21 protein-coding genes are annotated in these 26,680 nt (G+C 70.8%); 17 read left to right on the top strand and 4 right to left on the bottom strand.

Annotated elements, in window-relative coordinates:
• The coding region (locus C4B30_RS35960) for a hypothetical protein (RefSeq protein WP_234015470.1) at window positions 1-189 on the top strand (189 nt) is incomplete at its 5' end.
• Between the two features lie 235 nt (window positions 190-424).
• Entirely contained in the window at window positions 425-2,254 is a 1,830-nt protein-coding gene (locus tag C4B30_RS29135; RefSeq protein ID WP_105133301.1) for a methyl-accepting chemotaxis protein, read from the top strand.
• 22 nt (window positions 2,255-2,276) lie between these two features.
• Here the strand turns inward: C4B30_RS29135 and C4B30_RS29130 are convergent, their stop codons facing one another.
• On the bottom strand, window positions 2,277-2,531 hold the full coding sequence (locus C4B30_RS29130) for a hypothetical protein (RefSeq protein ID WP_234015469.1): 255 nt from the start codon (window positions 2,529-2,531) through the stop codon (window positions 2,277-2,279).
• A gap of 105 nt (window positions 2,532-2,636) precedes the next feature.
• Between C4B30_RS29130 and C4B30_RS36130 the strand changes: the two genes are divergently transcribed.
• Both C4B30_RS36130 and C4B30_RS29125 read left to right on the top strand, forming a co-directional pair.
• A complete protein-coding gene (locus C4B30_RS36130) occupies window positions 2,637-2,765 on the top strand; it encodes a hypothetical protein (protein ID WP_267896656.1) in 129 nt (42 codons plus the stop codon).
• 94 nt (window positions 2,766-2,859) lie between these two features.
• Complete coding sequence (locus C4B30_RS29125; RefSeq protein WP_105133300.1) at window positions 2,860-3,684, top strand: topoisomerase IV; 825 nt, start codon at window positions 2,860-2,862, stop codon at window positions 3,682-3,684.
• Between the two features lie 39 nt (window positions 3,685-3,723).
• Here the strand turns inward: C4B30_RS29125 and C4B30_RS29120 are convergent, their stop codons facing one another.
• Together C4B30_RS29120 and C4B30_RS29115 are read right to left on the bottom strand one after the other, a co-directional pair.
• Window positions 3,724-4,653: a phosphatidate cytidylyltransferase gene (locus C4B30_RS29120; protein ID WP_027784165.1), complete on the bottom strand. Its 930-nt coding sequence runs from the start codon at window positions 4,651-4,653 to the stop codon at window positions 3,724-3,726.
• Window positions 4,654-4,689: 36 nt separating this feature from the next.
• Complete coding sequence (locus C4B30_RS29115; RefSeq protein WP_105133305.1) at window positions 4,690-5,322, bottom strand: lysophospholipid acyltransferase family protein; 633 nt, start codon at window positions 5,320-5,322, stop codon at window positions 4,690-4,692.
• A gap of 468 nt (window positions 5,323-5,790) precedes the next feature.
• Between C4B30_RS29115 and C4B30_RS29105 the strand changes: the two genes are divergently transcribed.
• From C4B30_RS29105 to C4B30_RS29090, 4 genes are read left to right on the top strand one after another with little or no spacing between them, the layout of a single operon-like run.
• Window positions 5,791-6,396 (top strand): CDP-alcohol phosphatidyltransferase family protein, encoded by a 606-nt coding sequence (locus tag C4B30_RS29105; RefSeq protein ID WP_105133299.1) that lies wholly within the window; start codon window positions 5,791-5,793, stop codon window positions 6,394-6,396.
• A gap of 59 nt (window positions 6,397-6,455) precedes the next feature.
• Window positions 6,456-8,225, top strand: coding sequence for a bifunctional alpha/beta hydrolase/class I SAM-dependent methyltransferase (locus C4B30_RS29100; RefSeq protein WP_105133298.1), 1,770 nt, complete (start codon window positions 6,456-6,458; stop codon window positions 8,223-8,225).
• A complete protein-coding gene (locus C4B30_RS29095) occupies window positions 8,222-9,643 on the top strand; it encodes a phosphatase PAP2/dual specificity phosphatase family protein (RefSeq protein ID WP_105133297.1) in 1,422 nt (473 codons plus the stop codon). Before C4B30_RS29100 ends, C4B30_RS29095 begins: the two co-directional genes overlap by 4 nt.
• Window positions 9,640-10,095, top strand: coding sequence for a hypothetical protein (locus C4B30_RS29090; RefSeq protein WP_105133296.1), 456 nt, complete (start codon window positions 9,640-9,642; stop codon window positions 10,093-10,095). Before C4B30_RS29095 ends, C4B30_RS29090 begins: the two co-directional genes overlap by 4 nt.
• 16 nt (window positions 10,096-10,111) lie before the next feature.
• Here the strand turns inward: C4B30_RS29090 and C4B30_RS29085 are convergent, their stop codons facing one another.
• Complete coding sequence (locus C4B30_RS29085; protein ID WP_105133295.1) at window positions 10,112-11,134, bottom strand: sensor domain-containing diguanylate cyclase; 1,023 nt, start codon at window positions 11,132-11,134, stop codon at window positions 10,112-10,114.
• Between the two features lie 504 nt (window positions 11,135-11,638).
• Here C4B30_RS29085 and bcsB point away from each other — a divergent pair.
• The 9 genes from bcsB to C4B30_RS29045 all read left to right on the top strand — a co-directional run bounded on the left by bcsB (window position 11,639) and on the right by C4B30_RS29045 (window position 26,648).
• Window positions 11,639-13,990: a cellulose biosynthesis cyclic di-GMP-binding regulatory protein BcsB gene (gene bcsB / locus C4B30_RS29080; protein ID WP_234015468.1), complete on the top strand. Its 2,352-nt coding sequence runs from the start codon at window positions 11,639-11,641 to the stop codon at window positions 13,988-13,990.
• Between the two features lie 3 nt (window positions 13,991-13,993).
• Window positions 13,994-15,223: a cellulose synthase complex periplasmic endoglucanase BcsZ gene (gene bcsZ, locus C4B30_RS35955; RefSeq protein WP_234015467.1), complete on the top strand. Its 1,230-nt coding sequence runs from the start codon at window positions 13,994-13,996 to the stop codon at window positions 15,221-15,223.
• Window positions 15,208-19,092 (top strand): cellulose synthase subunit BcsC-related outer membrane protein, encoded by a 3,885-nt coding sequence (locus C4B30_RS29075; protein ID WP_105133294.1) that lies wholly within the window; start codon window positions 15,208-15,210, stop codon window positions 19,090-19,092. The genes bcsZ and C4B30_RS29075 overlap by 16 nt, the downstream gene beginning before the upstream one ends.
• Before the next feature lie 294 nt (window positions 19,093-19,386).
• Complete coding sequence (gene bcsE, locus C4B30_RS29070) at window positions 19,387-21,342, top strand: cellulose biosynthesis protein BcsE (RefSeq protein WP_105133293.1); 1,956 nt, start codon at window positions 19,387-19,389, stop codon at window positions 21,340-21,342.
• Window positions 21,339-21,575, top strand: a complete 237-nt coding sequence (locus C4B30_RS29065; protein WP_105133292.1) for a hypothetical protein — start codon at window positions 21,339-21,341, stop codon at window positions 21,573-21,575. Before bcsE ends, C4B30_RS29065 begins: the two co-directional genes overlap by 4 nt.
• Window positions 21,572-22,351, top strand: a complete 780-nt coding sequence (gene bcsQ, locus C4B30_RS29060) for a cellulose biosynthesis protein BcsQ (protein ID WP_105133291.1) — start codon at window positions 21,572-21,574, stop codon at window positions 22,349-22,351. The genes C4B30_RS29065 and bcsQ overlap by 4 nt, the downstream gene beginning before the upstream one ends.
• Complete coding sequence (gene bcsA / locus C4B30_RS29055; protein ID WP_105133290.1) at window positions 22,348-24,885, top strand: UDP-forming cellulose synthase catalytic subunit; 2,538 nt, start codon at window positions 22,348-22,350, stop codon at window positions 24,883-24,885. Before bcsQ ends, bcsA begins: the two co-directional genes overlap by 4 nt.
• A gap of 27 nt (window positions 24,886-24,912) precedes the next feature.
• Complete coding sequence (gene bcsG / locus C4B30_RS29050; RefSeq protein ID WP_105133289.1) at window positions 24,913-26,469, top strand: cellulose biosynthesis protein BcsG; 1,557 nt, start codon at window positions 24,913-24,915, stop codon at window positions 26,467-26,469.
• On the top strand, window positions 26,451-26,648 hold the full coding sequence (locus C4B30_RS29045) for a hypothetical protein (RefSeq protein WP_027784178.1): 198 nt from the start codon (window positions 26,451-26,453) through the stop codon (window positions 26,646-26,648). The genes bcsG and C4B30_RS29045 overlap by 19 nt, the downstream gene beginning before the upstream one ends.
• Window positions 26,649-26,680: the final 32 nt, after the last annotated feature.

Here is a 26,680-nt window from a genome sequence, read left to right as displayed (position 1 = left end):
CACGGAATCGGTAGTTCGCGGCTGGGCGACCGTGGCGAGATTCGACGGATCGAGGAAGCCGGTGAGCTGCGCTTCCGGAAACATCACGAGGTCGGTGGCGGGTGCGCAGGCCGCGATCGCATCGAGCGTGCGTTGCAGGTTGTAGGGTGTGTCGCCGTCGCGACCGGCGAGCTTCAGTTTTATGAGTGATTACACAGGAGCGGCAGGCATCGATGCCGGAACGCCGAGTATGCGCCGCCCGGCCGGTTTTCCTATCCCGCCGACGTGTTAACCCCACCGGGGTATTGATTCCGGGCCAAGTCATAGCGCTTTTTCGCGTGGTCTGACCAGTCCAACCTCAAGTTGCGCAACGAACGGCCGATAGAGCGGGTGCGTGCCTCATTTGACCATTCGAACAACACGGCCACCGGAGATCATCGTCATCATGCTGTCATCGATTCGCGCACGGATTCTGGCGACCTGCGTCGCCATCGTGATCACGGCGCTCGCCGTGACTGGCGGCCTCGTGTATTACGTCGTGAAGCAGCACAACGACGAAACCATCGACCAGAACCTGAAGTCCGTGCTGGCCGGCCATGCGCTCGCGCTCGACGAGTGGATTGCCAGCCGTGCGCAGCAAACCCGGGCGCTGGCCGATACGCTGACAGTGGGCGACGGCGATCCGCTGCCCGCGCTGACGCTGCTCGGCAAGTCGGGCGGCTTCCAGGTACTCACGCTCGGCCTGCCCGATCGCACGGCGTTCTCGAACGTTCCGCTCGCCGCCGGCTACGATCCGACCGCGCGCCCGTGGTACAAGCAGGCCGTCGAGGCCGGCCGGCTCGTCGTCACCGCGCTGTACCTGGACGCGTCTACCGGCAAGCCGGCTTTCGCGTTCGCCGCGCCGATCCTGCGCGGTGGCACGCTGAAGGGGGTGCTGGCCGCGAGCCTCTACATGGAGCGCGCGAGCGAGATCGTCGCATCGATGCATCCGACGCCGTCGAGCTTCGCGTTCCTGGTCGACCGGAGCGGACGCCTGATCGCGGGCGCGAAGACGGACCTGATCATGAAACCGGCGCTCGGGCTGTCGCCCGATCTGACGCCCGAGCGCCTTGCCGGATTGCAGGCCGCGTCCGAGCCGGTGGCGGTCGACATCGGCGGCGCGACCAAGCTGTTGCGCGCGCAACCGATCGCCGGAACGGACTGGTCGCTCGTGATGGCGCTCGACCGGTCGGATGTGACGGCCGGCATGCGCGCCGTCGCGACGACGACGCTGGTGGCGATCCTCGTCGTCGCCTGCATCGCGGCCGCGCTCGTCGGCGCGTTGACGAACGCGGCGTTCAAGCGCGTGCTGCTCGTGCGCGACGCGCTCACCGATGTGGCGAGCGGCAGCGGCGACCTGACGAAGCGGCTCGAAGCCGACGGCTCCGACGAAGCCGCGCAGATCGCGCGTGCGTTCAACCTGTTCGCGGAAAAAATCAGTGCGATCCTGCTGCAGATCCGTGCATTCAGCGAATCCGTGAGCGTGGCGAGTGCGGAGATCGCGCAGGGCAACCAGGATCTGTCGAGTCGTACCGAACATGCCGCATCGAGCCTGCAGGAAACCGCCGCCGCACTCGAGGAGATCGCCGGCACCGCGCGCAACTCGGCCGATGCCGCGACCCAGGTCAACCGGCTCGCGGAATCGGCGTCGGGCGTCGCGTTGCGTGGCGGCGCGGTGGTGAGCCAGGTGATCGAGACGATGGGCGAGATCACGAAGGCGTCGACCGAAATCTCGAACATCATCGGCGTGATCGACGGCATCGCGTTCCAGACCAATATCCTCGCGCTGAATGCGGCGGTCGAGGCGGCGCGCGCGAACGAGCACGGCCGCGGCTTCGCCGTGGTCGCGGGAGAGGTGCGCACGCTGGCTCAGCGCAGTGCGCAAGCCGCACGGGAAATCAAGCATCTGATCCAGTCGTCGGTGGAGCGGATCGAGGGCGGGTCGGGGCTCGTGCAGACGGCCGGTGCGACGATGGACGAGATCGTCGAAGGCGTGCGCGGGATCAGCAGCGTGATCGCGGAAATGACGGTCGCCGCGAACGAGCAGAGCACCGGCCTCGCGCAGGTCAACCAGGCGGTGTCGCAGCTCGATCACTCGACGCAGCAGAACGCCGCGCTCGTCGAGGAGTCGGCCGCGGCCGCGGCGCTGCTGCGCGAGCAGGCTGCGCAACTGGCGCAGACGGTCGGCGAATTCAAGCTCGCGCGGGCGCAGTCGGTCGACGTGCAGGCGGCGTGAGCGTGGCGGCGCTGGTCGTGCGTCATCGGGCGGTCTGCGCTTTCAGGAACAAGGCGAACAGCGCCGACTGCGAATTGATGTCGAGCTTCGCGTAGAGGGTTGCGCCTTCGTACGGGCATTCGGCGAACGCCTGCGGGCTGGCGTCGCCGAACATCGGCGCGACCCGGCTGTCGACCGCGACGTATTCCTCGATCAGCCGGATCAGCGACAGCCGGAAGCCGGGCTGGTCGAGCGTCTCGATGAGCCGCCCGATCGATCGGTGCCAGGCGATGTTCATGCGTGTGTCCATGTCGGGTTGGCCGCCCGACGCTTGCGGCGCTGCGCCGTACGTGTACGCTACGGCTTCGCGTGCCAATTCCCGCGCGATCGAACGGAGCCTGGGGTGAAGAACGAGACCGTAGCGCCGGCCGGCGCGAATGGCGAGGCCAAGCGGCGCAGCCGGTACGTGCACGTCGCCATGCGCGTCGCGCTGGCGTGTGCCGGCGCGCTCGGGTGCGCACCGCCCGGCTGAAGCCGGACGGCACCGGCATTGCCCAACGGCACCCGTGATCGGGCGAGCGTGCAACGATCCGCTACCTGTCTTTCCAATCCGACCGAACCTCGTTATGACTGTCCAGTACCTGAACCGACGTCTCAAGCCGCTCGAGGCTTCGCTCGCTGCCCTTGGCGCGCTCACGGTGCTCACGTCGCTCGCGGCGCCGTCGCCCGTTCATGCCGCGGAGCCGCCCCGACTTGACCCTCCGCTGCAGACCTTCATCCACGACACGTACGGCAACTGGCGTGCGGACCGCAAGGGCTGGCAGGCGGAAGGGGACGATTTCATCTATTCGCCGTGCGGCTCGCTGCGTGTCGCGACCGCCGACGGCCCGCGCACGCTGCTCGCGATGTGCGGCGAGACCGAGGCGGCGGTGCAGAACGGGATGCCCGGCATGGATTCGGACGCGACGACCGGCACGATCGATCTGTACGTGCTGAAAGCGACGCCGGACGGCAAGGCGCTCGAACCGGTCGTGAAGAAGACGGAAATCGCCTCGGGCCAGCGCGGCGCGCCCGGCACGGTGCGCATCGAGCGGCTCGGGCCGCACCTGTTCGGGTTCGTGATCGGCGAAAGCGATACGCGGCAAGGCTATACGCAACGCTTCCGCTCCATCTGGCTACCGTACGGCAATGCGCTGGTGCCGGCGGCGGCGCGCATCGACGAGGCGCTAGACAATGCGGAGTCGACGGAATGCGCGAACGCCCGGGCGCGCTGCGAGGAGCGCCACTTCGAGATCGCGCCGGACATCACCGGCACCGGCGACGTCTATCCGCTGACGGTCACGGAAGCGGGCACGCGCGGCGGCAAGGCCATCCAGGCACGCTACACGGTGAAGTTCGACGCCGCGCGCGGCCGTTACCTCGTGCCGAAGGCGCTGCGTGCCGGGTACTGATCCCTCCCGCAGGACGGGCGGCGCTGCACCGCCCACGCATCACACGTACAGATAGCGCACGAGGTGAAAGAACACCGGCGCGGCGAAGCAGATCGAATCGACGCGATCGAGCATTCCGCCGTGGCCGGCGATCATCGAGCCCCAGTCCTTCGTGCCGAGCGAGCGCTTGACGGCCGACAGCACGAGCCCGCCGACGAAGCCCGCGATCACGATCGCGAGCGAGATCCCGAACGCCGCGCCGAAGCTGAACGGCGTCACGCGATACAGCGAGGCGCCGCACAGCGTGGCCAGCAGGCCGCCGCCGATGAAGCCCTCGATCGTCTTCGACGGCGACAGCTGCGGCGCGATCTTGCGGCGTCCGAACAGCTTGCCGACCACGTATTGCAGCACGTCGCTGATCTGCACGACGAACAGGAAGAAGAACAGCAGCAGCGCGTTCTGCCCGGCGTAGCGCGGAATGTCGAGAATCAGCACGGCCGGCGCGTGGCTCAACCCGTACACGCACACCATCAGCGCCCAGTTGATCTTCGCGTTGCGGCTCAGGAATTCGCGCGTGTCCTGCGTGAGCGCCGACACGAGCGACATCGCGAAGAACAGGTGCACGGGCACGAAGATCGAGTACATCCCGTACCAGTTGATCCCGAGCAGCAGGTACTGCACGGGGATCGCGATGAAGAACGCGATGAAGAGCGTCGTATGGTCGCTCGCGGTGGTCGGCGTGAGCGTGATGAATTCGCGCAGCGTCAGGTACGACAGCAGCGCGAACACCAGGTACGTGACGTTGTTGCCGAGGCCGATCGCGACGGCCATGATCGCGATCATCGCCCACCATGCGCGGATGCGCTGGTTCAGGTTGACGATGGTCGCGCTCGTGCCGCCGCTGCGCGCGCCGAGGATCGCGCCGATCACGGTCGCGACGACGAGCACGCCCGTGACGCCCGCGACCAGTTCCCAGAAGAGGGTTCGCATGGTTGATATCCGGAAAAGGAGAAGGGGGCGCCGCGTTCAGCCGACCGGCCGCTGCGGCGGCGCGAGCGCGATGACCGCGTCGCGCATGCGGGCGAGGAACGTCGGCTTGTCTTCCTGAGCGTCGAGCGCTTCGTTCGCACCGAAATGCACCTTGCAGATCAGCGGCACGGGCCAGATCGCGCCCTTCGGCATGATGCGCTGCAGGTTCTCGAGATAGACGGGCGCGAGCGCGACGTCCGGGAATTCGGTCGCGAGATGGAACAGCCCGCTCTTGAACGGCTGCGGCAATACGTCGGCGCCGCGCGTGCCTTCCGGGAAGATGATGATCGAGTGACCCTGCCGCAGCGCGTCGCGCACCGGGTCGAGCGGGTCGCCACCGCTTTCTCGATGGCGGTCGATCAGCACGACGTTCAGCAGCTTCTGCGCGATATGGCGCTTCAGGTCGCTGCTGTCCCAGTAGTCGCGCGCGGCGACCGGCCGCACGACCGCGCGCACGTCGCGCGGCAGCGCGGCGAGGATCGCCAGCGTGTCGATATGGCTCGTATGGTTCGAGAAATAGATCTTCTGCGTGGGCGACGGCGGCGCCTGATGCCAGACCGGATACGCGCCGGCGACGAGCCGCACGATGGACAGCAGGAAGTCGCGCTGCCAGACGTTGAGGATGTTCATCGGCGCGCCGGCTCCTGCGTGCATGCCCGGCCCGCCGCGCACGCGCGGCGGACGGAACCCCGGAATGCCGGCGCGACAGGATGCGCGCCGGACGGCTCTCGTTTAAATTTTTTCAAGTTCGTGGCTGCCTGTCGCAGGTCCGCGATAATCGGACGATTCGCCGTCGCACGCTGTTGCGTCGCGGCGAATGCGCCGCTCGGCGGCGTGATAATCGGCTGTTGCACGAGTGCCCGTCTGCAGTTCGAATCGATCTCGCTGCGATCGGGCCAGCGGATTATCGCGAGTTTCGACGAAAAACGCCAGATTGGCGCCGCACGGGCGGCCCGGCCCGCACGCTTGACGCATCGAGGCCGCTCGGCGACGATGGGGGCCGTTCAATCCAGGCCGACGACGGCCGTTTCGCCGCCCGGGGCATGGCGGCGGGAAACGTATCCGACCGTGCCGCGCGAATAATACGAATACGAAACGATGAGCCTCTACGCACTCAAACCCAAATTCCAGGACCGTCTGCGCCCGTTCGCGAATTCGCTCGCCGAACGCGGCGTCACCGCCAACCAGGTCACGCTGTTCGCGGCCGGAGGCTCGATCGTCGTCGGCGCGCTCGCAGGGCTCGGCGTGTTCGCCCGCGTGCTGTTCCTGCTGATTCCGCTGTGGCTGTTCGCGCGGATGGCGCTCAATGCGATCGACGGAATGCTCGCGCGCGAGCACGGGCAGAAGAGCACGCTCGGCGCGTACCTGAACGAGCTGGGCGACATCGTGTCCGACGTCGCGCTCGTGCTGCCGTTCCTCGCCATTCCTGCGTTCGCTCCGGCGGACGTCTGGCTGTTCGCGCTGACGGCGGTGATCGTCGAATGCGCGGGGCTGATCGGCCCGCTCGTCGGCGCGACGCGCCGCTACGACGGCCCGTTCGGCAAGAGCGACCGGGCGCTGGCCCTCGGCGCGTTCGCGCTGTGGATCGGCTTCGGCTTGCCGGTCGGCAGTGTCGCCGCGTGGCTGTGGCGGCTGCTGATCGTGCTGTCGATCGTGACGGTGGTGCGGCGCGTCCAGGCGGGCATTGCCGAAGCGGGCGGTTGACGGGCCGGGCGCCGGAGGGCGGCGCCACATGATTCGAATAACGAAACGAGAGAGACTACATGAGCACACGCACGGCCCGTGAGGCCGACTTCATCACGCACGACGGCGAAACGCTGTTCTATCGGCACTGGCCCGCGACGGGCGCACGCTGCCGCGGCGCCATCGTGCTGCTGCATCGCGGGCACGAACATTCGGCGCGCGTCGCGCACCTCGTCGACGAGCTCGACCTGCCGGATTTCGCCTTTTTCGCATGGGACGCACGCGGCCACGGCCGGTCGCCGGGCGCGCGCGGCTACAGTCCGAGCGCGGCCGCGTCGGTGCGCGACCTGCAGACCTTCGTCGAGCATATCCGCGACACGCACGGCATCGCGATCGAGGATATGGCCGTGGTCGGCCAGAGCGTCGGCGCGGTGCTCGCGGCGACCTGGGCGCACGACTACGCGCCGCCGATCCGCGCGCTCGTCGTCGCGTCGCCGGCGTTCCACATCAAGCTCTACGTGCCGTTCGCGCGGCCGGGGCTGCGGCTGATGCACAAGCTGCGCGGGCTGTTCTACGTGAACAGCTACGTGAAGCCGAAATTCCTCACGCACGATCCCGAACGGGTCGCGAGCTACGCGTCCGATCCGCTGATCACGCGGCCGATCGCGGTCAACATGCTGCTCGACCTGCACGATACCGCGCGGCGGATCGTCGCCGACGCGGCCGCGATCACCGTGCCGACGCAATTGCTGATCTCGGGCGCCGACTGGGTCGTGCATCGCGGCCCGCAGGACCGTTTCTTCGAACGGCTCGGCTCGGCGCGCAAGGAGCGCATCGTGCTGCCGGGCTTCTATCACGACACGCTCGGCGAGCGCGACCGTGCGCAGGCGCTCGCGCCGCTGCGTGCGTTCGTGCTGCGCGAGTTCGATGCGCCGAGCCCGCGCGTGTCGCTCGCCGATGCGGACCGGCGCGGCGCGTTCCACGACGAATACGCGGCGCTCGGCCGGCCGCCGGCCAACGTGTTCGCCCGTGCGTACTGGGCGCTCACGCGCGCCGGCCTGAAAGCCGGCGGCGCGCTGTCGGACGGCATCGCGCTCGGGCTGCGGCTCGGCTTCGATTCGGGCTCGACGCTCGACTACGTGTACCGCAACCGCGCGCAGGGGCGGCTCGGCGTCGGCGCGCTGATCGACCGCACGTATCTCGATTCGCCGGGCTGGATCGGCATCCGGCAGCGCAAGGTCCATCTGCAGGAGTTGATCGGCACGGCGATCGGCCGCCTGCGCGGGCACGGCTCGCCGGTGCGGATCGTCGACATCGCGGCAGGCCACGGGCGCTACGTGCTCGATGCGATCGCGACGGCCGCCGAGCGCGACGGCGCGGCGCCCGACGACATCACGCTGCGCGACTACAGCCCGCCGAACGTCGAGGCCGGGCGCGTGTTGATCGCGCAGCGCGGCCTGGAGCCGATCGCGCGCTTCGAGCGCGGCGACGCGTTCGACGAGGCATCGCTCGCGACGCTCGAGCCGCGGCCGACGCTGGCGATCGTGTCGGGCCTGTACGAGCTGTTCGGCGAGAACGCGCTGATCGAGCGCTCGCTGCGCGGGCTCGCGCAGGCCGTACCGCCGGGCGGCTATCTCGTCTATACGGGGCAGCCGTGGCATCCGCAGCTCGAATTCATCGCGCGCGCGCTGAACAATCACCGCGGCGAGTCGACCTGGGTGATGCGCCGTCGTTCGCAGGCCGAAATGGACGAGCTCGTCGCGCGGGCGGGCTTCCGCAAGCTCGATCAGCGGATCGACGAGATGGGCATCTTCACGGTCAGCCTCGCGCAGCGGGTCGAACCGTCATGAGTGTGCTCGGCGGCGGCGGCGGTGCGGGTGCGGGTGCGGGTGGCGGGCTGGCCGAGCCGGCGGCCGGCGCGCGCGACGCGTCGTTCGCGCTGCGCCTGGGCTGGCTCGCGGCGATGGGCGCCGTGTTCTTCTCGACGTACGGCTTCGCGAACTGGCTCGCCGCACGCCGCGCCGCGGTGCCGACGTTCGCGTTCGGCTGGGAGCATGCGATCCCGTTCGTGCCGTGGACGATCGTGCCGTACTGGTCGATCGACCTGCTGTATGCGCTGTCGTTCTTCTTCTGGACCCGCCGCGACGATCTGCTCGATCACGTGAAGCGGCTGCTGACCGTGCAGCTGGTGTCGGTCGCATGCTTCATCGCGTGGCCGCTGCGCTTCGGCTTCGAACGACCCGACGCGGGCGGCATGGCCGGTACGTTGTTCACGCTGCTGATGGGTTTCGACAAGCCGTTCAACCAGGCGCCGTCGCTGCATATCGGGTTGCTGGTCGTGTTGTGGGCCGTCTATGCGAAGCACCTGCGCGGCACGTTCGAGCGCGTCGTGCTGCATCCGTGGTTCGCGGCGATCGGCGTGTCGGTGCTGACGACTTACCAGCATCACGCGATCGACGTGCCGACCGGTGCGGCCGTCGGCTGTCTCGCACTGTTCCTGTTTCCGCTGCGCGATGCCGCAGGCCGATTGCCGGGCGCCGATGCGTCGCCGTGCGCGGCCAGTCGCGCGCTCGCGCGCCGCTATGGGTTCGGTGCCGCGCTGATCGCACTCGCGGCGCTGGCGTGCGTGCCGCGCGTGCCGGGCGGGGCGCTGGCGGCAGGGTGGGTTGCGCTGGCGCTCGCCTGCGTTGCCTGGGCCTACCGGCGCGGCGCGCCCGGCGCGTTTCAGAAGGATGCGCACGGACGGTTGCCAGTCTTCATCGGCTGGCTGCTCGCGCCGACGATTGCCGGCGCGTTCGTCAATTCGCGGCTGTGGACGTTCCGGCAGCCGGCGCCGGTGCGGATCGACGAACGCGTGTCGATCGGCCGTACGCCGACGACGCGCGACATCCGGCGCCATGGCTTCACAGCCCTGGTCGACCTGACCGCCGAGATGCCGCGCTGGGCCGCGGCCGATGCGTCGTTCGCGTATGCGTGCGTGCCGCAGCTCGACCTCGTCGCGCCGACGGCGGCGCAGCTCGCGCAGGCCGTCGCGGCGCTCGAACGCCTGCATGGCGAAGGGCGCGACGTGCTGGTTTGCTGCGCGCTCGGCTATGGGCGCAGCGTGCTGTGCGCGGCCGCCTGGCTCGCGGCGCGGCGCGGGCTGACGAATGCGCGCGACGCGCTGGCCGCGGTGCGCGCGGTCCGGCCGTACGCGGTGTGGTCGGATGACGGCGTGGCCGTGCTGCAGCAGTGGATCGAGCGCCGTCGCGATGGGAGGCTCGGGTGACGCGCGATCCGTCCGCTCCGTTCAGGATTGCCGCCGCGCGCGGCGCGCTCGATGCGGGCGCGTGGGCGATCGCGGCCGCACTGGCCGCGGCCGGCGCGGGCGGGTGGATTGCGGCGGGCTGGCCGCCGGCGACGCTCGCGCGCGTGCTGCTGGCCGCCGTCAGCACGGGATCGGGAATCGCGGCGCTGTGGTACGCGGTGCGCATCGAGATCGATCGGCGGCTGTTCGCGGCGTTGACGCGGGCGGTGGAGGGCGATGCATCGGTCGACGACGGGCTCGCGGCGCTCGACCGCGCGCTCGCCGATCTCGGCTGGATCGATGCGGCGAAGGCCGGGCGCACGCTCGATGCGCGCGTGCGCGGTGCGGTCGGGCTATGCCGGGCCGCCGTGCTCGTCGCGGTCGTGCAGTGGGTCGCGGTCGGGATCGCGATCGCGGTGCGGCCGATCGGCTAGCGGTGCGTGCCAGGCGTCATGCGGGCGCGGAGCGCCGCGACCGCGTTCGCTTGGCTTCGTACATCGCCTGATCCGCACGCTCGATCAGCGCATTCATGTCGGTGCCGTCGTCCGGCAGCACCGCGATCCCGATGCTGACGCCCAGCCGCAGCGCATGCCCCTCGAATTCGAACGGCTCGCCGACCTGCCGCGCGAGCCGCGTGCTTTGCACATGCGCATCGTCGCGGGTGCCGAGGTTCGGCAGGATCACGGCGAATTCGTCGCCACCGACGCGCGCGACCGTATCCGAGCGCCGCACCGCGCCCTGCATCCGCGCGGCGATCTCGCGTAGCGCGGCGTCGCCCGCGCGGTGGCCGAACCCGTCGTTGATCGGCTTCAGCCCGTCCATGTCGATGTTGAGAATGCCGAGCCGGCCGCTCGCGCGCAACGCCGTGTGCATCGACTGGCGCAGGCGATCGTAGAACAGCGCGCGGTTCGGCAGCCCGGTGAGCACGTCGTGCGTCGCGCGCAGATAGAGTTCGTTCGCTTCATTACGCGCCGCGTGGAACATCGCGGCGGCGATCAGATCGGCCATCAGCCGCAGCGTGCTGGCGTCCGCCTGCGAAAAACCGTCGACGTCCGGCGACATCACCTTCAGCACGCCGACCGTCGTGTCGGCATGCGTGAGCGGCATCACCAGCATCGAGCGCAGGCCGACCCGGCGGCACGCATCGCGATCGACGCGCGGGTCGGTTTCCGAATCGATGCAGTGCAGCAACTCACCTTGCTGCACGCACAGGCCCGACAGGCTGCCCGAGCGCCGCAACCGTAGCCCGAGCATCCCGGCGGCCGTGCCCGACGCGGCGCGGTACACCATGTCGTCGCCTTCGGCGAATTCGACCGCGGCGGCGCTCGCGCCGGTGATCTGCGGCACCTGCTCGGCCACGTAGGCCATCACGCTGCCGAGGTCCAGGCCGAGTTTCGCGATTTCGGTTTGGGCGGCGATGATCCGCAGCAACGTGTCCGGGGACGGGGTGGCGGAGTCGACGATTTGATTCAAGTCAGTTTCCCACGAAGAAAATCCGTTGCGCGGCGCGTGCTTGCGGTAGCATACGCGCCGCCTGCGGCAGCGTGTCGCGGGCGGTCCGCAACGGCTCGCGGCCGACGCCCGGCCAGCCGTACCGCGCCGGCAGTATGCCGTTCCGGCCGTCCGGCAGCAACGGCGCAATTCTTGCCATTCACGCTTCCCGAGCAGCATTTCCGACCGAATTGAGATTTTTTCGCTTCCCAGTCGCGAATCGCGGTGAGTTTTGTTCTATTTTTGAGATAGTGTGACGAATGATGGGCGGGCGCCGGTGCCAGGTGCTTCGCCACGCGACGAACGGGTCATTGAAGAATCCGCCGCGTCGTACCGATAAATGAATCAGGCCATATCCGCGTTACGCGACGCGCAACATACATGAGGGGAAGCAGAGGGGATGCGCACTCACGGGCATAGCTGCTTTGCGCGCGTCGGTTTCGACGCGCAGGATGACCGGACGATCGTGACGACGCGGAGCGGCGCATGAAGCCGGCCGTATCGCTGTTCGCCCTGGCGGCCGCGATGACCGGCGCTTTCCACACGGCCGTGCTGTCGGCCGCGCCGATGCCGGCCGTGCCGGCCGCCGCCGCTTCGACGGCCGCAGCCGGTCACGCGACGGCGCCCGATGCGGCGCCGGCGGCGGTGCCCGCGGCGGTGCTCGCGGCGACACCGACGGTGGCCGGCGCGCCGACCGCCGGCCTGCCGACGACGACCGTGCATGTGCCGTTCTCGTCGCTCGGCGCGTTCGATCCGCTACGCCTGCGCGGCGCCGACGACGCACGCACGATCAACGCCGGCGTGCGGCTCGACCGCGTGATCACGGGCGCGCGGCTGCGCCTGACCTACGCGTATTCGCCGTCGCTGGTCTTTCCGCTGTCGCACCTGAAGGTGTCGGTGAACGGCGAGGTGATCGCGACCGTCCCGTTCGACGCCGCGCGCGCGGGCCGCGCGGTCACGCAAGAGATCCCGATCGATCCGCGCTACTTTTCCGATTTCAACCAGATCGGCCTGCGCCTGATCGCGCACTACACGCTCGACCACTGCGAGGATCCGGCGAACTCGGCGCTGTGGGCCGACGTGAGCCCGACGAGCGAGCTGATCCTCGACGAATCGCCGGCGCGCCTGCCGAACGATCTCGCGCTGCTGCCCGCGCCGTTCTTCGACCGGCGCGACAACGGCCGCCTGCGGCTGCCGTTCGTGCTGCCGGCCTCGCCCGATTCGGCGACGCTGCGCAGCGCGGGCGTGCTCGCGTCGTGGTTCGGCGCGCTGGCCGACTACCGGCATGCGCGTTTCCCGGTGTCGGCCGCGCTGCCGGCCGACGACCAGGCCGTCGTGGTCGGCACGGCCGCGACGCTGCCGGCGGGTCTCGCGCTGCCGCCGGTGGGCGGCCCGCTGCTCGCGGTCGCCGACAACCCGGCCGCGCCGGGCCGCAAGCTGCTGGTCGTCACGGGCCGCACGGCGGCCGAGGTCGACGACGCGGTCGCGACGCTCGTGCTCGGCCGCGCGGCGCTGTCGGGTCCGGCGGCGACGGTCGCGCACGTCGATCTCGGCGCGCCGCGCAAGCCGTACGACGCGCCGCGCTGGCTGCCGGTGAACCGGCCGATCGCGTTCCGCGAACTCGTGAACGACCCGCGCCAGCTGGAAGTGCGCGGCACGACGCCCGATGCGATCCGGCTGAACCTGCGCGTGCCGGCCGATCTGCATTCGTGGAACGGCTCGGGCGTGCCGATCACGCTGCGCTACCGCTACACGGCGCCCACCGTTCAGGACAATTCCACGCTCGCGGTCGAGATCAACGATCAACTCGTGAAGTCGTACCGGCTCGGGCCGGCCCACGCGGAGGACGCGCACGGCCGCATGCAGTTGCCGCTGCTGGCGGTGCCGGAAGGGCGCGTGACGAGCGACGTCGACATTCCCGCGTTTCGCGTGGGCAGCGGCAACCAGCTGCAGTTCCGCTTCACGCTCGATTCGCAGAAGACGGGCCTGTGCTCGAGCACGGCCACCGAGCCGCAGCGCGCGGCGATCGATCCCGATTCGACGATCGACTTCTCGCACTTCGTCCATTACGCGCAATTGCCGAACCTCGCGTTCTTCGCGAACAGCGGCTTTCCGTTCACGCGCTTCGCGGACCTGTCGCAGACGGCCGTCGTGATGCCCGACCGGCCGTCGCCGCAGGAGCTCGAGGCCTACCTGACGATGCTCGGCCACATGGGCGAATGGACCGGCTTCCCGGCGCTGCGCGTGCAGGTCGCGCGGCCCGGCGACGTCGCCGCGCTGTCGGGGCACAAGGATCTGCTCGTGATCGACGGCTCGCCGGCGTCGCCGCTGCTCGCGCACTGGCGCGCGGCGCTGCCGCTCGCGATCGGCGAGCAGGGCGGCGCGGGCGGCGCCGGCACGACGCGCGTCGCGTTCACGGTGAAGGAGCGCTGGCGCAACGGCGTGGGCCTCGCCGACGGCGGCGCGCACATCGAACAGACGGGCCCGCTCGCGGCGCTCGCCGGTTTCGAGCTGCCGGGCAGCCGCGGCCGCAGTGTCGTCGCGCTGACGGCGACCGACCAGCCGCGCCTCGGCGATCTGCTCGACGTGTTCGAGAACGCCGGGCTCGTGTCGCAGTTGCAGGGCGACCTCGCGCTGGTGCGGCCGGGGCAGGTCGACAGCTTGCGGGTCGGCGAGCCTTACGTGGTCGGCTTCGTGCCGTGGTATGCGCGCGTGTGGACGCAGGCGGCGCGGCATCCGGTCGTGCTCGGCGCGGTCGGCGTCGTCGCGGGGCTGCTGCTCGCGCTCGGCGTGTTCAGCGTGCTGCAGCGAATCGCCGCGCGTCGACGGGGGATGTAACGGATGGCGCGGGCAATGACGAAGCGACGGGCAACGCAGCCGGCGCGGCGTGTCGGCGCGATGCTCGCGCTGGCGGTTGCGGTGACGTGCGCGGCGGCCGGCATGGCCACGCGCGCGCGCGCCGCGGCGGTCGGTGCAGCCAATGCGGCGGGCGCGGGATGCAGCGCGGCGTGGCCGCGCTGGGATGCGTTCAAGCGCGATTTCATCTCGGCCGACGGCCGCGTGATCGACGTCGGCTCGGCCGATTCGCGCACGGTATCGGAGGGGCAGGCGTATGGACTTTTCTTCGCGCTGGTCGCGAACGACCGGCGCATGTTCGACACGATCCTCGCATGGACCGAGAACAACCTCGCGCAGGGCGACCTGAGCGCGCATCTGCCGGCGTGGCTGTGGGGCCGCGCGCCCGACGGCGCGTGGCGCGTGCTCGACGCGAACGCGGCGTCGGACGCCGACCTGTGGATCGCGTATGCGCTCGTCGAGGCCGGGCGGCTGTGGCACGAGCGCAGCTATACGGCGCGCGGCGCGCTGCTCGCGAAGCGCGTGCTCGACACCGAGACGGCGACCGTCCCGGGCTTGGGCCTCACGCTGCTGCCGGGGCCGACCGGGTTCAAGCTGGCGAACGGCCAATGGCGCGTGAATCCCAGCTATTCGCCGCCGCAGGTGATTCGCGCGCTCGGCGCGCGGCTGCCCGACGACCGTCGCTGGGCGGCGCTGGCATCCAGCACCGGGCGCGTGCTGCTCGACACCGCGCCGAAGGGCTTCTCGCCCGACTGGGCGTTGTATCGCGCGGGCAACGGTTTCGGGCCCGATCCGGACACGCATGCGGAGAGCGCGTACAACGCGATCCGCGTGTACTTGTGGGCCGGCATGCTGGACCGCGCCGATCCGCTCGCCGCGCCGCTGCTCGCGCGCTTCGCGCCGTTCGCCGACCATATCGCTGCGCATGGCGCGCCGCCGGAGCGGGTCGATACGACGACGGGCGTCGCGGGGCCGAACGACGGCAACGGCGGATTCTCCGCGGCGGCCGTGCCGTTTCTCGACGCACGCGGCCAGCATGCGCTCGCCGATGCGCAGGCGGCCCGCGTCGACACGCTCGCGCGCCAGTCGGCGCCCGGCTATTACACGAGCGTGCTGACGCTGTTCGGCCTCGGCTGGCGCGACGGCCGCTACCGGTTCGGCGCGGACGGCACGCTCGACACCCGCTGGGGAGGCCGTTCGTGCGCCGCCCGCTGAAGTGCGCCGCGCCCCACGTCGCGGGATTCGCATGGCTCGCGTCGTCGGTGTGCGCGGCGGCGCCGGGCGTTGCCTCGGGCGCGGCGATGGCGAACGCCGCGACACCCGCGACCTCGGCCGCGGCCGATGCGCGGCGCGAGCTCGACACCGCGCGGATGTGGGGCATCAAGCATCGCGACGATCTCGCGCGCGATGCGCTGCGCAAGGGGCTGCTGATCGCGCCGGGCGATTCCGAGTTGCTGGCCGAACAGGTGCGCGTGCTGCTGCGGCTCGGCGACGCGAAAGGCGCGCAGGCCTCGCTGACGCGGCTGCGGGCGCAGTCGCCGAATGCGCCTGTCACGCGGCAGGTGGCCGACGAATACCGCGTCGCGACGAGCGGGCGCGGCGAGATGGCGCAGATCCGGCTGCTCGCGCGCAGCGGCCGCGCCGACGAGGCGGCCCGGCGGATCGTCGCGCTGTTTCCGAACGGCGCGCCGGCGGGCGCGCTCGGCGCCGAGTATTACCAGATCGTGTCGAATGCGCCGGGCGGCCGCGAGCCGGCGATCGCCGCGCTGCGCCGCGCGGTCGCCGCCGATCCGCGGGACACGAGCACAGCGGTCGCGCTCGCGCGGCTGTTGAACCAGCGCGACGACACGCGCGCGGAAGCGAACCGGATCGCATCGTCGCTCGCGAAGCGCGCCGACGCGGACCATACGGAAGCGATGGCGCTGTGGCGACGCGTGCTGCAGTCGGCCGGCAGCGATCCCGCGTATCTCGATGCGCTGCATGCCTATCTCGCGCTCGCGCCGGACGACACCGAATTCCGCGATCGCGCAGCCGGCCTCGATCAGCAGCGCGATGCACAGCGCCGACTCGAACGCGATCCCGACTACATCGCGCAGCAGCGTGGGTTGCAGGCGCTCGCGCGCGGCGATCTGGCCGCCGCCGATCCGCTGCTCGCGCGCGCCGCGCGCTCGCGCCCGGACGACGCCGATGCGCTGGGCGGGCTCGGCCTGCTGCGTCTGCGCGAAGGGCGGCACGACGAAGCGCGCGCGCTGTTCGCGCGGGCCGCGACGCGCGCGACCGACCAGCGCGGCAAATGGCAAGGCCTCGCGCGTACCGCGCAGTTCTGGGGGCTGCTCGCCCAAGGCCGCGAAGCGGCCAGTGCGGGACGCTCGCGGGATGCCGAACGCGCCGCGCGGGCGGCGCTTGCGATGCAGCCGGACAACCCGGACGCGAAGCTGCAGCTCGCCGATGCGCTGCTCGCGCAGCGCGACTGGGCCCAGGCGGAACCGTTGCTGCGCGGCTTGCTGGCCGCGCGCTCGCCGAGCCTGTCGGCCGTGCGCGACACGGCCACGCTGTATGAAAACACCGGTCGCGCCGACCGGATCGGCCCGCTGCTCGACGCGCTGCAAGGGCGCGTGACGGGTTCCGACGATCGCCGCGTGCTCGACGGCCTGCGCGGCGACCTGCTCGCGAACGAGGCGCGCGCGCTGGCCGACAAGGGCGCACGCGGGCCGGCCGCGCAACGCTACGAGGCGGCCGTGCGCGCGGCGCCCGACGCGCCGTGGACGCGCTTCGCGCTCGCGCGCCTCTATCGCGACATGGGGCTGCCGCAGCTCGGCCGCACGGTGATGGACGATGGGCTCGCACGAAGCGACACGCCCGAGATGCGCTACGCGAGCGCGCTGTACCGCAACTCGCTCGACGACGTCGCGGGCGCGCAGGCCGCGCTGGCGCCGGTCGACGATGCGCACCGTTCGGACGGCATGCGCGCGCTGGCGCGCAAGCTCGATGCCGAAAGCGCGCTGGCCGACGCGCGCGGCGCGTACGCCCGCGGCGACCGCGCGGCATTCGCCGCCACGCTCGCGCACGCGCAGGCGAGCGCGCCGGGCGATCCCGACATGCTCGCCGCGATCGGCGCGCAGTGGATCGACGCGGGCGAACCCGAGCGCGGCCTCGCGCCGCTGCATGACTGGATCGCCGCGCATCCGCGCGAAGCCGACCCGGACGTGCGGCTGCGCTACGGCGACCTGCTCGGCAGCGCCGGGCGCGACGAGGCGCTCGCCGCGTGGCTCGACGCGCTGCGCCGCGACCCGGCGCTGACGCCCGCGCAGACGGCGCGGCTCGAGGACCAGTCGCTGCGGCTCGTGCTGCGGCAGACCGACGACGCGATCGCGCAACAGGACTATGCGCGGGCGCGCATGCTGCTCGATCGCGCAAGCCCGGTCGGCCGCGCGGACAAGCGCTATGCGCTGGAACTCGCCGATCTCGAACGCGCGCAGGGTCATTACGGTGCCGCACGCGATGCGCTCGCGCCGGTCGTGGCGCGCACGCCGGACGACGCCGATACGCAGCTCGCGCTCGCACGAATCGACGAGGACAGCGGCAACCGTGCCGCCGCACGCACGCGCGTGCTGGCCGTGCTGGCGCGCACGCCGGACGACGACGTCGACACGCAACTGTCGGCCGTGCGCCGCCTGAACGCGCTGCGCCGCCCGGACGACGCCGCGCAGGTGACCGACCGGCTGCAGGCCGCGTACCCGGCACGCGCCGACGTGACGGTCGCGGCCGCACGCGTGGCCGAGGCGCAGGGCCGCTACGACGATGCGGCGTCGCTGTACCGGCTGTCGCGCTCGCAGGAACGCGCGACGGGCGTGAGCCCTGGCCGCGACGGGCTGACGCCCGCGCAGGCCGCGTTCGCGGAACTCGAACAGCGGCGCAATCCCGAGATCGAGGCCGGCTGGATTCCCGCATACAAGTCGGGCGACGAGGGCATCTCGTCGTATCGCGCGCAGCAGGTGCCGATCTACATGCAGATGCCGGTCCGCTACGACGGGCACGTGTTCGCGCAGATCGACACCGTGCATCTCGACCCGGGCACGCTCGACACGAGCGATCCGAACGCGTATTCGCTGAAGACGTTCGGCACCTATGCGGCGCTCAGGGCACAAACGAGCCCCCAGGCCGCCGCGCTGCTCGCGAATCCGCCGGGCTCGCTGCACCAGTCGACAACCGGCGTCGCGCTCGGCGCCGGCTATCTGTCGGATGCGTGGCGCGTCGATCTCGGCACGTCGCCGCTCGGCTTCCCGGTGCACTATCTCGTCGGCGGCGTGCGCTATCGCTTTGACGCGGGCCCCGCGAGCTTCTCCGTGAATGCGTCGCGGCGGCCGGAAATGAGCAGCGTGCTGTCGTACGCGGGGATGCGCGACCCGTGGACGGGCGCGGTGTGGGGCGGCGTGCGCCGCGACGGCGTGAACCTGCGCGCGTCGGTCGACGTCGGCCGCACGAACCTGTTCGCGGAACTCGGCGCGGGCGTGCTGTCCGGCCGCAACGTCGAACGCAATGCGGAGGTCACGCTGCGCACCGGCTTCACGGTGCCCGTGTACGAGCGCGCGACGATGAAGGTCAGCACGGGGCTCGTCGGCAATGCGTGGCACTACGCGCAGAACCTGCGCTACTACACGTACGGGCAGGGCGGTTACTACAGCCCGCAGCGCTATCTGTCGCTCGGCGTGCCGATCGAATGGGCGGGGCGGCACGATGCGCTGTCGTGGGACCTGACCGTCACGGGCGGGATCTCGAACAGCTACGAGAAGGATTCGCTGTTTTACCCGACGTTCTCCGACCGGCGGGCCGCGCAGGTGGCGGCCGGGTTCGTGTACGCGGGCAGCTCGACGCGCGGCGTGTCGTTCTCGTACGGCGTGAACGGCATCGTCGAGTATCGCGTGAACCCGCACCTGAGCGTCGGCGCGCAGTTGCACATCGACCGGTCGCACGACTATGCGCCGAGCTCGGCGCTCGTGTACCTGCGCTATGCGTTCGATGCGCGCGCGCCGCGCAGCTGGCTCGTGACGCCGACGCCCGTGCGGCTTTATTCGGATTACTAGGGTCTGTTTCCATATGGAACGTACATGCGAATGCCCGAAATCGCTCGTAGGGCAAGAAGTGAGGAGCGCCGTTTGGCCGTGCCAAACAAGCGACGAGCGACGCCGCCCTACGGGCGATTTCGGGCATTCCCGTGCCATGAATTTCTTAATCAGGGGTTGCCACGAGAACGGCCGCTCGCCGCGTTGCGCTCCTTGCGAATACATCAGTATTCGCGGCGTCACGCGCCTCGCGAGCGGCCGTTCTCGTGGCAACGCATGCACGTTCCATATGGAAACAGACCCTAGGGGAACGCCGTGAATACGGAATTCGATGCCACCCGCTCCGCGCCCGGCGCTACCGGCTTCGCCGACCGCCTGCGTGCGCTGCTGCGCATGGCGCCGGCGGGCGGCCGCGCCGGCGCATCGAGCCGGCTCGCGATCGACGGCCTGCCCGATACCTGGACGCAACTGGAAGCCGGCGGCCTTTACGCGATCTACGCGGCCGGCGGCACGCCCGCATGCGATGCGCTCGTGTGGGAAAGCGCGCGCCAGGCGCGCACGCGCGACGTCACGATCGTGTTGGCACGCGATCCGGCGCGCGTCGCCGCGCGGATGGCATCGCTCGGTTTCGCGGACGGCGCGCAGCCGGCCGGCTGGCCGCGCAACCTGAACGTGCTGGCGATGCCGGCGGCGGCCGGCCCGGCCGGCGACGGTGCCGACGCCGACGCGGCCGGCAACGCGCCGGGCCGCGCGGCGCCGGGCCCGTTCGCGCGGCTGACCGGCGGCTTGCGCGCGATGAAGCGCTACGGGCTGCATGCGCGTTCGCTGTATTTCGTCGAAGGCGCACAGCGCTGGTTCAGCTGGGACGATCCGGTCGCGCTCGCGGATGAAGCGTACGCGCTGGCCGACTGGTGCCGAACGCGCCGGATCGCGCTCGTGCTGCTGCTCGACCCCGAAGCGGCCCGCGCGGGCGACGACGCACGCGCCGACGATGCGCCGCTCGTGCGCGATGCTAATCGCACGCCGCGCAGCGGCTTCCACGGCATCTGCTCGGGCGTCGCGCAGTTGCAGCGCACGCACGGCGAGCTGCTGTGGGTCGTCGATTTCTGGCGCGCGGGCGACACGCTCGCGGCCGGCGAGGTGCGGCCGCTGCGCTTCGCACCGGGCGGCCGGCTGTCGGCGAGCGTCGAGGGCGGCGCGACCGAACCGGCGCGTCGGATGAAGCTCGCGAGCGACGAGGATCGCGTGGTGGTCAGCCGCGCGGTGCTCGACGGCGCGAGCCGCGTGCCGGACGGCTGGGAAATCGTCGACGACAACGCGGCCGTCGTCGCCGCGTGCGCCAACGCGCAGGCAGCGACCGCGGTGCTCGTGTTCCGCTCGCATGCGCAACTCGAAGCGCTGTGCGCGGACGTGCACGCGCTGCGCCGGCAGTGCGGCGGCGCGCTGAAGATCGCGGTCGTCGAGCGCGGCGAGGTGCTGCGCCAGCAGTTCGAGGTGCTCGTGCTGAGCGTCGGCGCGAACCGGGTCGTCGCGCGCGATCTGCCCGTCTCGCGAATGCAGGCCGCCGTGCACGCGCTGCACGGTCAGCTTTACGCGCGGCCCGTCGCGGCCGACTATCGCGCGGCGCTCGCGGCCGCGCTCGGCGATTCGGTGCTCGGCTATCTGCCGGTCGGCGCGTTCTGCCAGCGGATTCGCGCGGTGCTCGACCGCGGCGCGGTGCTCGCGCTGCCGCATACGCTCGCGAAGCTCACGCTGTTGCCGGGCGTGTCGCACGTCGACGCGCTGCGGCACTGCCGGCCGCGCCGCGCGGGCGACGTCGTGACGGCCGATGCCGGACACCTGTTCGTGTTCCTGTTCGCCTGCGAGCCGGTCGACGCCGACGACGCGCTCGCGCGGATCTTCGACGTGCCGGTCGATACGCTGTCCGACCGCGTCGTGTGCCTGGGGCAGGGCAGCATCGACACCGAGCTCGACGCACTGAAGGCCGAGAACCGGCGCGCACCGATCGCCGACTACAGCGACCTGTTCGCGGCGACGCAGCCGCCGGGCGCCGCGCGCGCCGCTCCCGGCGCGGCGTTGCCCGACGCGGGCGAGGTGAGCGACGCGATCGATGCGATCGATACCGTCGTCGCGCTCGACGCGATCGGCGCGCCGCAGGCGTCCGCGCCCGCCGCCGCCGACGCCGCGGCGCCGGACCCCGCCATTCCCGCCGCGCGTGTGCGCGGCGCCGTCCGCAGTGCGATGCCGCTGCGCAAGCAGGAGGACGCATGATCGCCGAACTCGTCATCGGCTTCATCGTCGGTATCGCGATTGCGGTGCCGGTGTGGATCGTCGCGCAGCACCTCGGCGTCGGCCGCGGCTTCCACGCGCCGCGCGGCATCGACCGGCGCGACGCGGTGCCGTGCGAACTCGTGCCGGTCGTGCTGCGCGGCCGCCTGCTGCCGGGCGCCGGCGGCGACGAAGGCAACAAACGCGGCAAGCGCGACGGCAAGGCGGCACGATGAAGACGATCGCCGTTACTTCGACGACGGGCGGCGCGGGCCGCACGACACTCGCCGCCGCGCTCGCGGTGCTGCTCGCGCGCCGCGGCCGGCCGGTCGTCGCCGTCGAATTCGATGCACAGAACCTGATGGGTGCGACGCTCGGCCTCGATACGCTGGCCGAACACGGTCTCGCGCACGGCCTGCTGGGCGGCGCCGAACCGTGGCACGCGCACACGTGGCGCAACGCCGACGGCGTGCTGTTCGTGCCGTACGGGCAGGTCGATGCGGTCGCGGCCGCCGCGTGCGATGCGCGGCTCGTGGCCGATCCGGCCTGGCTGTCGCGCGCGCTCGACGAGATCGCGCTGCCGGCCGACGGCGTCGTGCTCGTCGACACCGCCCGCTATCCGTCGCCGCAGGCCGGGCAGGCGATCCGGTGCGCGGACCTGACGCTCGTCGTCGTGCCGCCGGAGCCGGTCGCCTGCGCGACGACGGCCGCGCGGCTCGGCGCGTTGCGGGCCGGCCGTGGCGAACTGCAGATCGTCGTGAACCGGCTGAACCCGGCGCGCGACATGCAGCGCGATGCGCTGGCGATGCTGCGCGCGGTCGCGGGCCCGGGATCGATGCTCGAGCAGCGCATCCACGTCGACGCGGCGGTGCCCGAGGCGCTCGCGCGCGGCAGCTGGATTTTCGACGATGCACCGTATTCGCAGGCGTCGCACGACCTGAACGGCGTCGCGAACTGGGTCGATGCGTGGCTGACGGCGGCCGTCGCGGGCCGTACCGGAGCGGTGCGATGAAGGCCGCGTTCGCGTCGCGACTGCGCGGGTTCGGCCGCCGAGCGGCCGACTGGTGCGCGCGCGGCATCGGGCTGCCGGCGGAACGCACGCGGTTGGACTGGCTCGTGCGGCTGTTCTTCCACGCACCGCCGCCAGGCCGGCCCGATCAAGTGCGCCGCTGGGTGCGCGTCGCGTTCCTGCGGCTCGCACAAGACTGGGGCGTGCTGCAACCGCTCAGCGTGCGCGAGTGGCTGTGGCGCGCGATCGTGCGCGCGCCGCGCGCGGCCGACGGCCGTCCCGCGCGCGATCCGCTCGCGTGGTTCGACACGTTGGTGGTGCCCGTCTACGTCGCCTTGCGCGCGGTCGGCCGGCGCATCGACGCGATGCTCGCGCGTCTGCCGTGGGCGCGCTGGGGCGGCTGGCTCGATGCGCGCGCGAACGGCGTCGGCCGGCGCCGCTGGCTCGCGCCGCTGCTGCTCGTGGCCGGCGCGGTGCTGTGGGCCGCGGCCGGGATGTCGCCGCTGATGCCCGGCGCGCAGTTCGCATTCTTCGCGATCGTCGCGGTGCTCGCACTCGCGCTGCGCCGGCTGCCCGGCCACCTGCCGACCCTCGCGCTCGCGTCGCTCGCGCTGCTGGCGACCGTGCGCTACGTATGGTGGCGCACGACCCAGACGCTCGACTTCCGCAGCCCGGTCGAGGCCGTCGCCGGCTACCTGCTGTACGGCGCCGAAGCCTATACGTGGATGATCCTGCTGCTCGGCTTCGTGCAGACCGCGTGGCCGCTCGACCGGCCGATCGTGCCGCTGCCCGACGATCCGGACACCTGGCCGACCGTCGACATTTATATCCCCACCTACAACGAACCGCTGTCGGTCGTGAAGCCGACGGTGTTCGCCGCGCAGAGCATCGACTGGCCGAGCGCGAAGCTGCGCGTGTACCTGCTCGACGACGGCCGGCGCCCGGAGTTCGCGGCATTCGCGGCCGAGGCCGGCATCGACTACCTGACGCGCGACGACAACCGCCACGCGAAGGCCGGCAACATCAACCGCGCGCTGCCGAAGACGCACGGCGAGTACATCGCGATCTTCGACTGCGATCACGTGCCGACCCGCTCGTTCCTGCAGACGACGATGGGCGTATTCCTGCGCGACCCGAAGTGCGCGCTCGTGCAGACGCCGCACCATTTCTTCTCGCCCGATCCGTTCGAGCGCAACCTCGGCACGTTCCGCGAGGTGCCGAACGAGGGCAACCTGTTCTACGGCCTCGTGCAGTCGGGCAACGACCTGTGGAACGCGACGTTCTTCTGTGGATCGTGCGCGGTGCTCAAGCGCAGCGCGCTGGAGGAGGTCGGCGGCGTCGCGGTCGAAACCGTGACCGAGGATGCGCATACGGCGCTCAAGCTGCATCGGCGCGGCTATACGTCGGCGTACCTGCCGACCGTGCAGGCGGCCGGCCTCGCGACCGAAAGCCTTGCCGGCCACGTGAAGCAGCGCACGCGCTGGGCGCGCGGGATGGCGCAGATCTTCCGCATCGACAACCCGTTCCTCGGGCGCGGGCTCGGCCTGATCCAGCGGATCTGCTACGGCAACGCGATGCTGCATTTCTTCTACGGGATTCCGCGGCTGGTGTTCCTGACGATCCCGCTCGCGTACCTGTTCTTCCACCTGTACTTCATCAACGCGTCGTCGCTCGCGCTCGCGAGCTACGTGATCCCGTACCTCGTGCTCGCGAACATCGCGAATTCGCGGATGCAGGGGCGCTACCGGCATTCGTTCTGGGCCGAGGTCTACGAATCGGTGCTCGCGTGGTACATCGCGCTGCCGACCACCGTCGCGTTCTTCAGCCCGAAGCACGGCAAGTTCAACGTGACCGACAAGGGCGGCAAGATCGACGAGGGCTACGTCGACTGGTCGACGTCGAAGCCGTATCTCGTGCTGTTCGCGCTGAACGTGCTCGCGATCGTCGCCGGCCTGTGGCGGCTCGTGGCCGAGCAGGGCGACGAGGCATCGACGATCCTGATCACGCTCGGCTGGACCGTGTACAACCTCGCGATGCTCGGCGCGGCGCTGGCCGTCGCGCGCGAGACGAAGCAGGTGCGCGTCACGCACCGGATCGCGATGCGCGTGCCGGCGATGCTGCTGCTTGCCGACGGCTCGACCGCCGCATGCTTCACGAGCGACTACTCGACCGGCGGCCTCGGCCTCGAAGCGGTGCCGGGGCTCCCGCTCGCCGTCGGCGACACGCTGACGGTGTGCGTGACGCGCGGCGACCGCGCGTTTCCGTTCCCGGTGCGCGTGACCCGTGCGACGCCGACCCATGTCGGCGTGAGCTTCGAGGAACTGACGCTCGAGCAGGAGCGCCAGCTCGTGCAATGCACGTTCGGCCGCGCGGATGCATGGCTCGACTGGCACGAAGGCGCGCGGCCCGACACGCCGCTCGGCGGGCTCAAGGAAGTGCTGCGGATCGGGCTGGATGGTTATGTACGGATGTGGAAGGGTGCGGCGCGCGGCCTGCAGGCCATGCTCGCGCCGAAACTCGATCGCGCGCGCGACTGACGCGGCGCGCATCATGGAGTGGGTTAGATGACGTTCTGGAATCTGTATTTCATCCTGAAGTTCGCGCTGTTCGCGACCGGGCACCTGCAGCCGTTCTGGCTCGCGAACCTCGCGTTCGCGGTGGCGCTGGTGGCGAGCGCGCCGCTCCGGTCGCGCGCGTGGCGCATCGTCCGGCAGGTCGCGGCGATCGCGATCGCGGTGCCGCTGCTCGCGCGCGAGCTGCATGCGCCGTCGCTCGCCCGTCTCGCGGAGGCCGCGCGCGAGGTCAGCACGTTCCGCCTCGACTACTGGATGGAGCTGTTGCCGCGCCTGTTGCCGCCCGTGCTGGCGCTGACGATCGTCGGCGTGCTGATCGTCTATTTCATCGTCAATCGCTGGCTGCGCGTCGCGACGTTCGTGGTGGCCGTGCTGGTCGTGATGCCGCTGTGGCAGGCCGGCAGCGGGCTGATGGCGCGCGTCGCCGCGCCGGCCCAGCCGCAGGCGGCCGTCGCGGGCACCACCCGCGTCGACCAGCCCGAGGATCACAACGCGGCGCTCGCGACGTTCCGCACGCAGGAGTCGCAGCGGCAGGTCGCGTTCGGCCATCTCGGCAACGATCCGGCCGCGCAGTTCGACGTGATCGTGCTGCACATCTGCTCGCTGTCGTGGGACGACCTCGATGCGGCGAAGGTGCGCAACCATCCGATGCTGAGCCACTTCGACTACCTGTTCACGAACTTCAGCACGGCCGCGAGCTACAGCGGCCCGGCCGCGATCCGCGTGCTGCGCGCGAGCTGCGGGCAGGAAGTGCATGCGGACCTGTACAAGCCCGCGCCGCAGCAGTGCCACCTGTTTTCGCAACTGGCGGGCGCCGGCTACACGGTGCAGTCGCTGCTGAACCACGACGGCCATTTCGACAACTTCCTGCAGGTGATCCACGACAACATCGGTGTGGCCGATGCGCCGATGATCTCGAACGCGGCCGCGCCGGTCGCGATGCACGCGTTCGACGGCTCGGCGATCAAGGACGACTATGCGACGCTCGCGAACTGGTACGCGCAGCGCGCGGCGGTGCCGGGGCCGGTCGCGCTGTACTACAACACGATCAGCCTGCACGACGGCAACCGCGTCGTCGGCAGCGCGCTGACGAGCATCGACTCGTATCCGCAGCGCGCGACGAAGCTGATGACCGACTTCGACCGTCTCGCCGACCTGATCGCGCAATCGGGCCGCCGCGCGGTGATCGTGTTCGTGCCTGAGCACGGCGCCGCGTTGCGCGGCGACAAGAACCAGGTGGCGGGGCTGCGCGAAATTCCGACGCCGCGCATCGTGCACGGGCCGGTCGGCGTGCGGCTCGTCGGCTTCGCCGGCAATCACGGCGCGACGACCGTGATCGAGCAGCCGACCAGCTTCCTCGCGCTTGCGCAACTGCTGTCGAACCTCGTGTCGAACAGCCCGTTCAAGCCGGGCACGACGCTCGCGCAATACGCGGCCGATTTGCCGCGCACGCGGATGATCGGCGAGAACGAGGGCACGGTGACGATGCAGACGGCCGCGGGTTACGCGGTGAAAACTCCGGATGGCGTATGGATCGACGAACAGTAACGATTGCCGGCGAAGGCGACGACGATCGCCTGTCGCAACCGAACGACGTGATCGGCCTCGCGCGGCATCTGCCCGCGCTCGATCCCGAGCGCTACGTCGACGAACAGGCGCGCCGCGCGTTCGACGCGTCGCTCGATCGCTGGCCGACGCTCGCGAAGCTGATGGGGTTGAAGCGGTAAACGTACGACGGCCGGCATGGCTGTCGGCCGTC

It is taken from the genome of Burkholderia sp. BE12, from assembly GCF_002959955.1.
Lineage (GTDB): Bacteria > Pseudomonadota > Gammaproteobacteria > Burkholderiales > Burkholderiaceae > Burkholderia.
The sequence above is the reverse complement of the archived record's forward strand: the minus strand, read 5'-3'. Positions and strand labels throughout refer to the sequence as shown.

What these genes read in the sequence shown, in the direction of transcription:
- bcsG (WP_105133289.1), top strand. Translation starts at nt 24,913, where the DNA reads ATGACGTTCTGGAATCTGTATTTCATCCTGAAGTTCGCGCTGTTCGCG.
- C4B30_RS29045 (WP_027784178.1), top strand. Translation starts at nt 26,451, where the DNA reads ATGGATCGACGAACAGTAACGATTGCCGGCGAAGGCGACGACGATCGC.
- C4B30_RS29120 (WP_027784165.1), bottom strand. Translation starts at nt 4,653, where the DNA reads ATGCGAACCCTCTTCTGGGAACTGGTCGCGGGCGTCACGGGCGTGCTC.
- C4B30_RS29125 (WP_105133300.1), top strand. Translation starts at nt 2,860, where the DNA reads ATGACTGTCCAGTACCTGAACCGACGTCTCAAGCCGCTCGAGGCTTCG.
- C4B30_RS29135 (WP_105133301.1), top strand. Translation starts at nt 425, where the DNA reads ATGCTGTCATCGATTCGCGCACGGATTCTGGCGACCTGCGTCGCCATC.
- C4B30_RS29115 (WP_105133305.1), bottom strand. Translation starts at nt 5,322, where the DNA reads ATGAACATCCTCAACGTCTGGCAGCGCGACTTCCTGCTGTCCATCGTG.
- C4B30_RS29065 (WP_105133292.1), top strand. Translation starts at nt 21,339, where the DNA reads ATGATCGCCGAACTCGTCATCGGCTTCATCGTCGGTATCGCGATTGCG.
- bcsZ (WP_234015467.1), top strand. Translation starts at nt 13,994, where the DNA reads ATGGCGCGGGCAATGACGAAGCGACGGGCAACGCAGCCGGCGCGGCGT.
- C4B30_RS29105 (WP_105133299.1), top strand. Translation starts at nt 5,791, where the DNA reads ATGAGCCTCTACGCACTCAAACCCAAATTCCAGGACCGTCTGCGCCCG.
- bcsB (WP_234015468.1), top strand. Translation starts at nt 11,639, where the DNA reads ATGAAGCCGGCCGTATCGCTGTTCGCCCTGGCGGCCGCGATGACCGGC.
- C4B30_RS29095 (WP_105133297.1), top strand. Translation starts at nt 8,222, where the DNA reads ATGAGTGTGCTCGGCGGCGGCGGCGGTGCGGGTGCGGGTGCGGGTGGC.
- bcsQ (WP_105133291.1), top strand. Translation starts at nt 21,572, where the DNA reads ATGAAGACGATCGCCGTTACTTCGACGACGGGCGGCGCGGGCCGCACG.
- C4B30_RS29100 (WP_105133298.1), top strand. Translation starts at nt 6,456, where the DNA reads ATGAGCACACGCACGGCCCGTGAGGCCGACTTCATCACGCACGACGGC.
- bcsA (WP_105133290.1), top strand. Translation starts at nt 22,348, where the DNA reads ATGAAGGCCGCGTTCGCGTCGCGACTGCGCGGGTTCGGCCGCCGAGCG.
- C4B30_RS29130 (WP_234015469.1), bottom strand. Translation starts at nt 2,531, where the DNA reads ATGAACATCGCCTGGCACCGATCGATCGGGCGGCTCATCGAGACGCTC.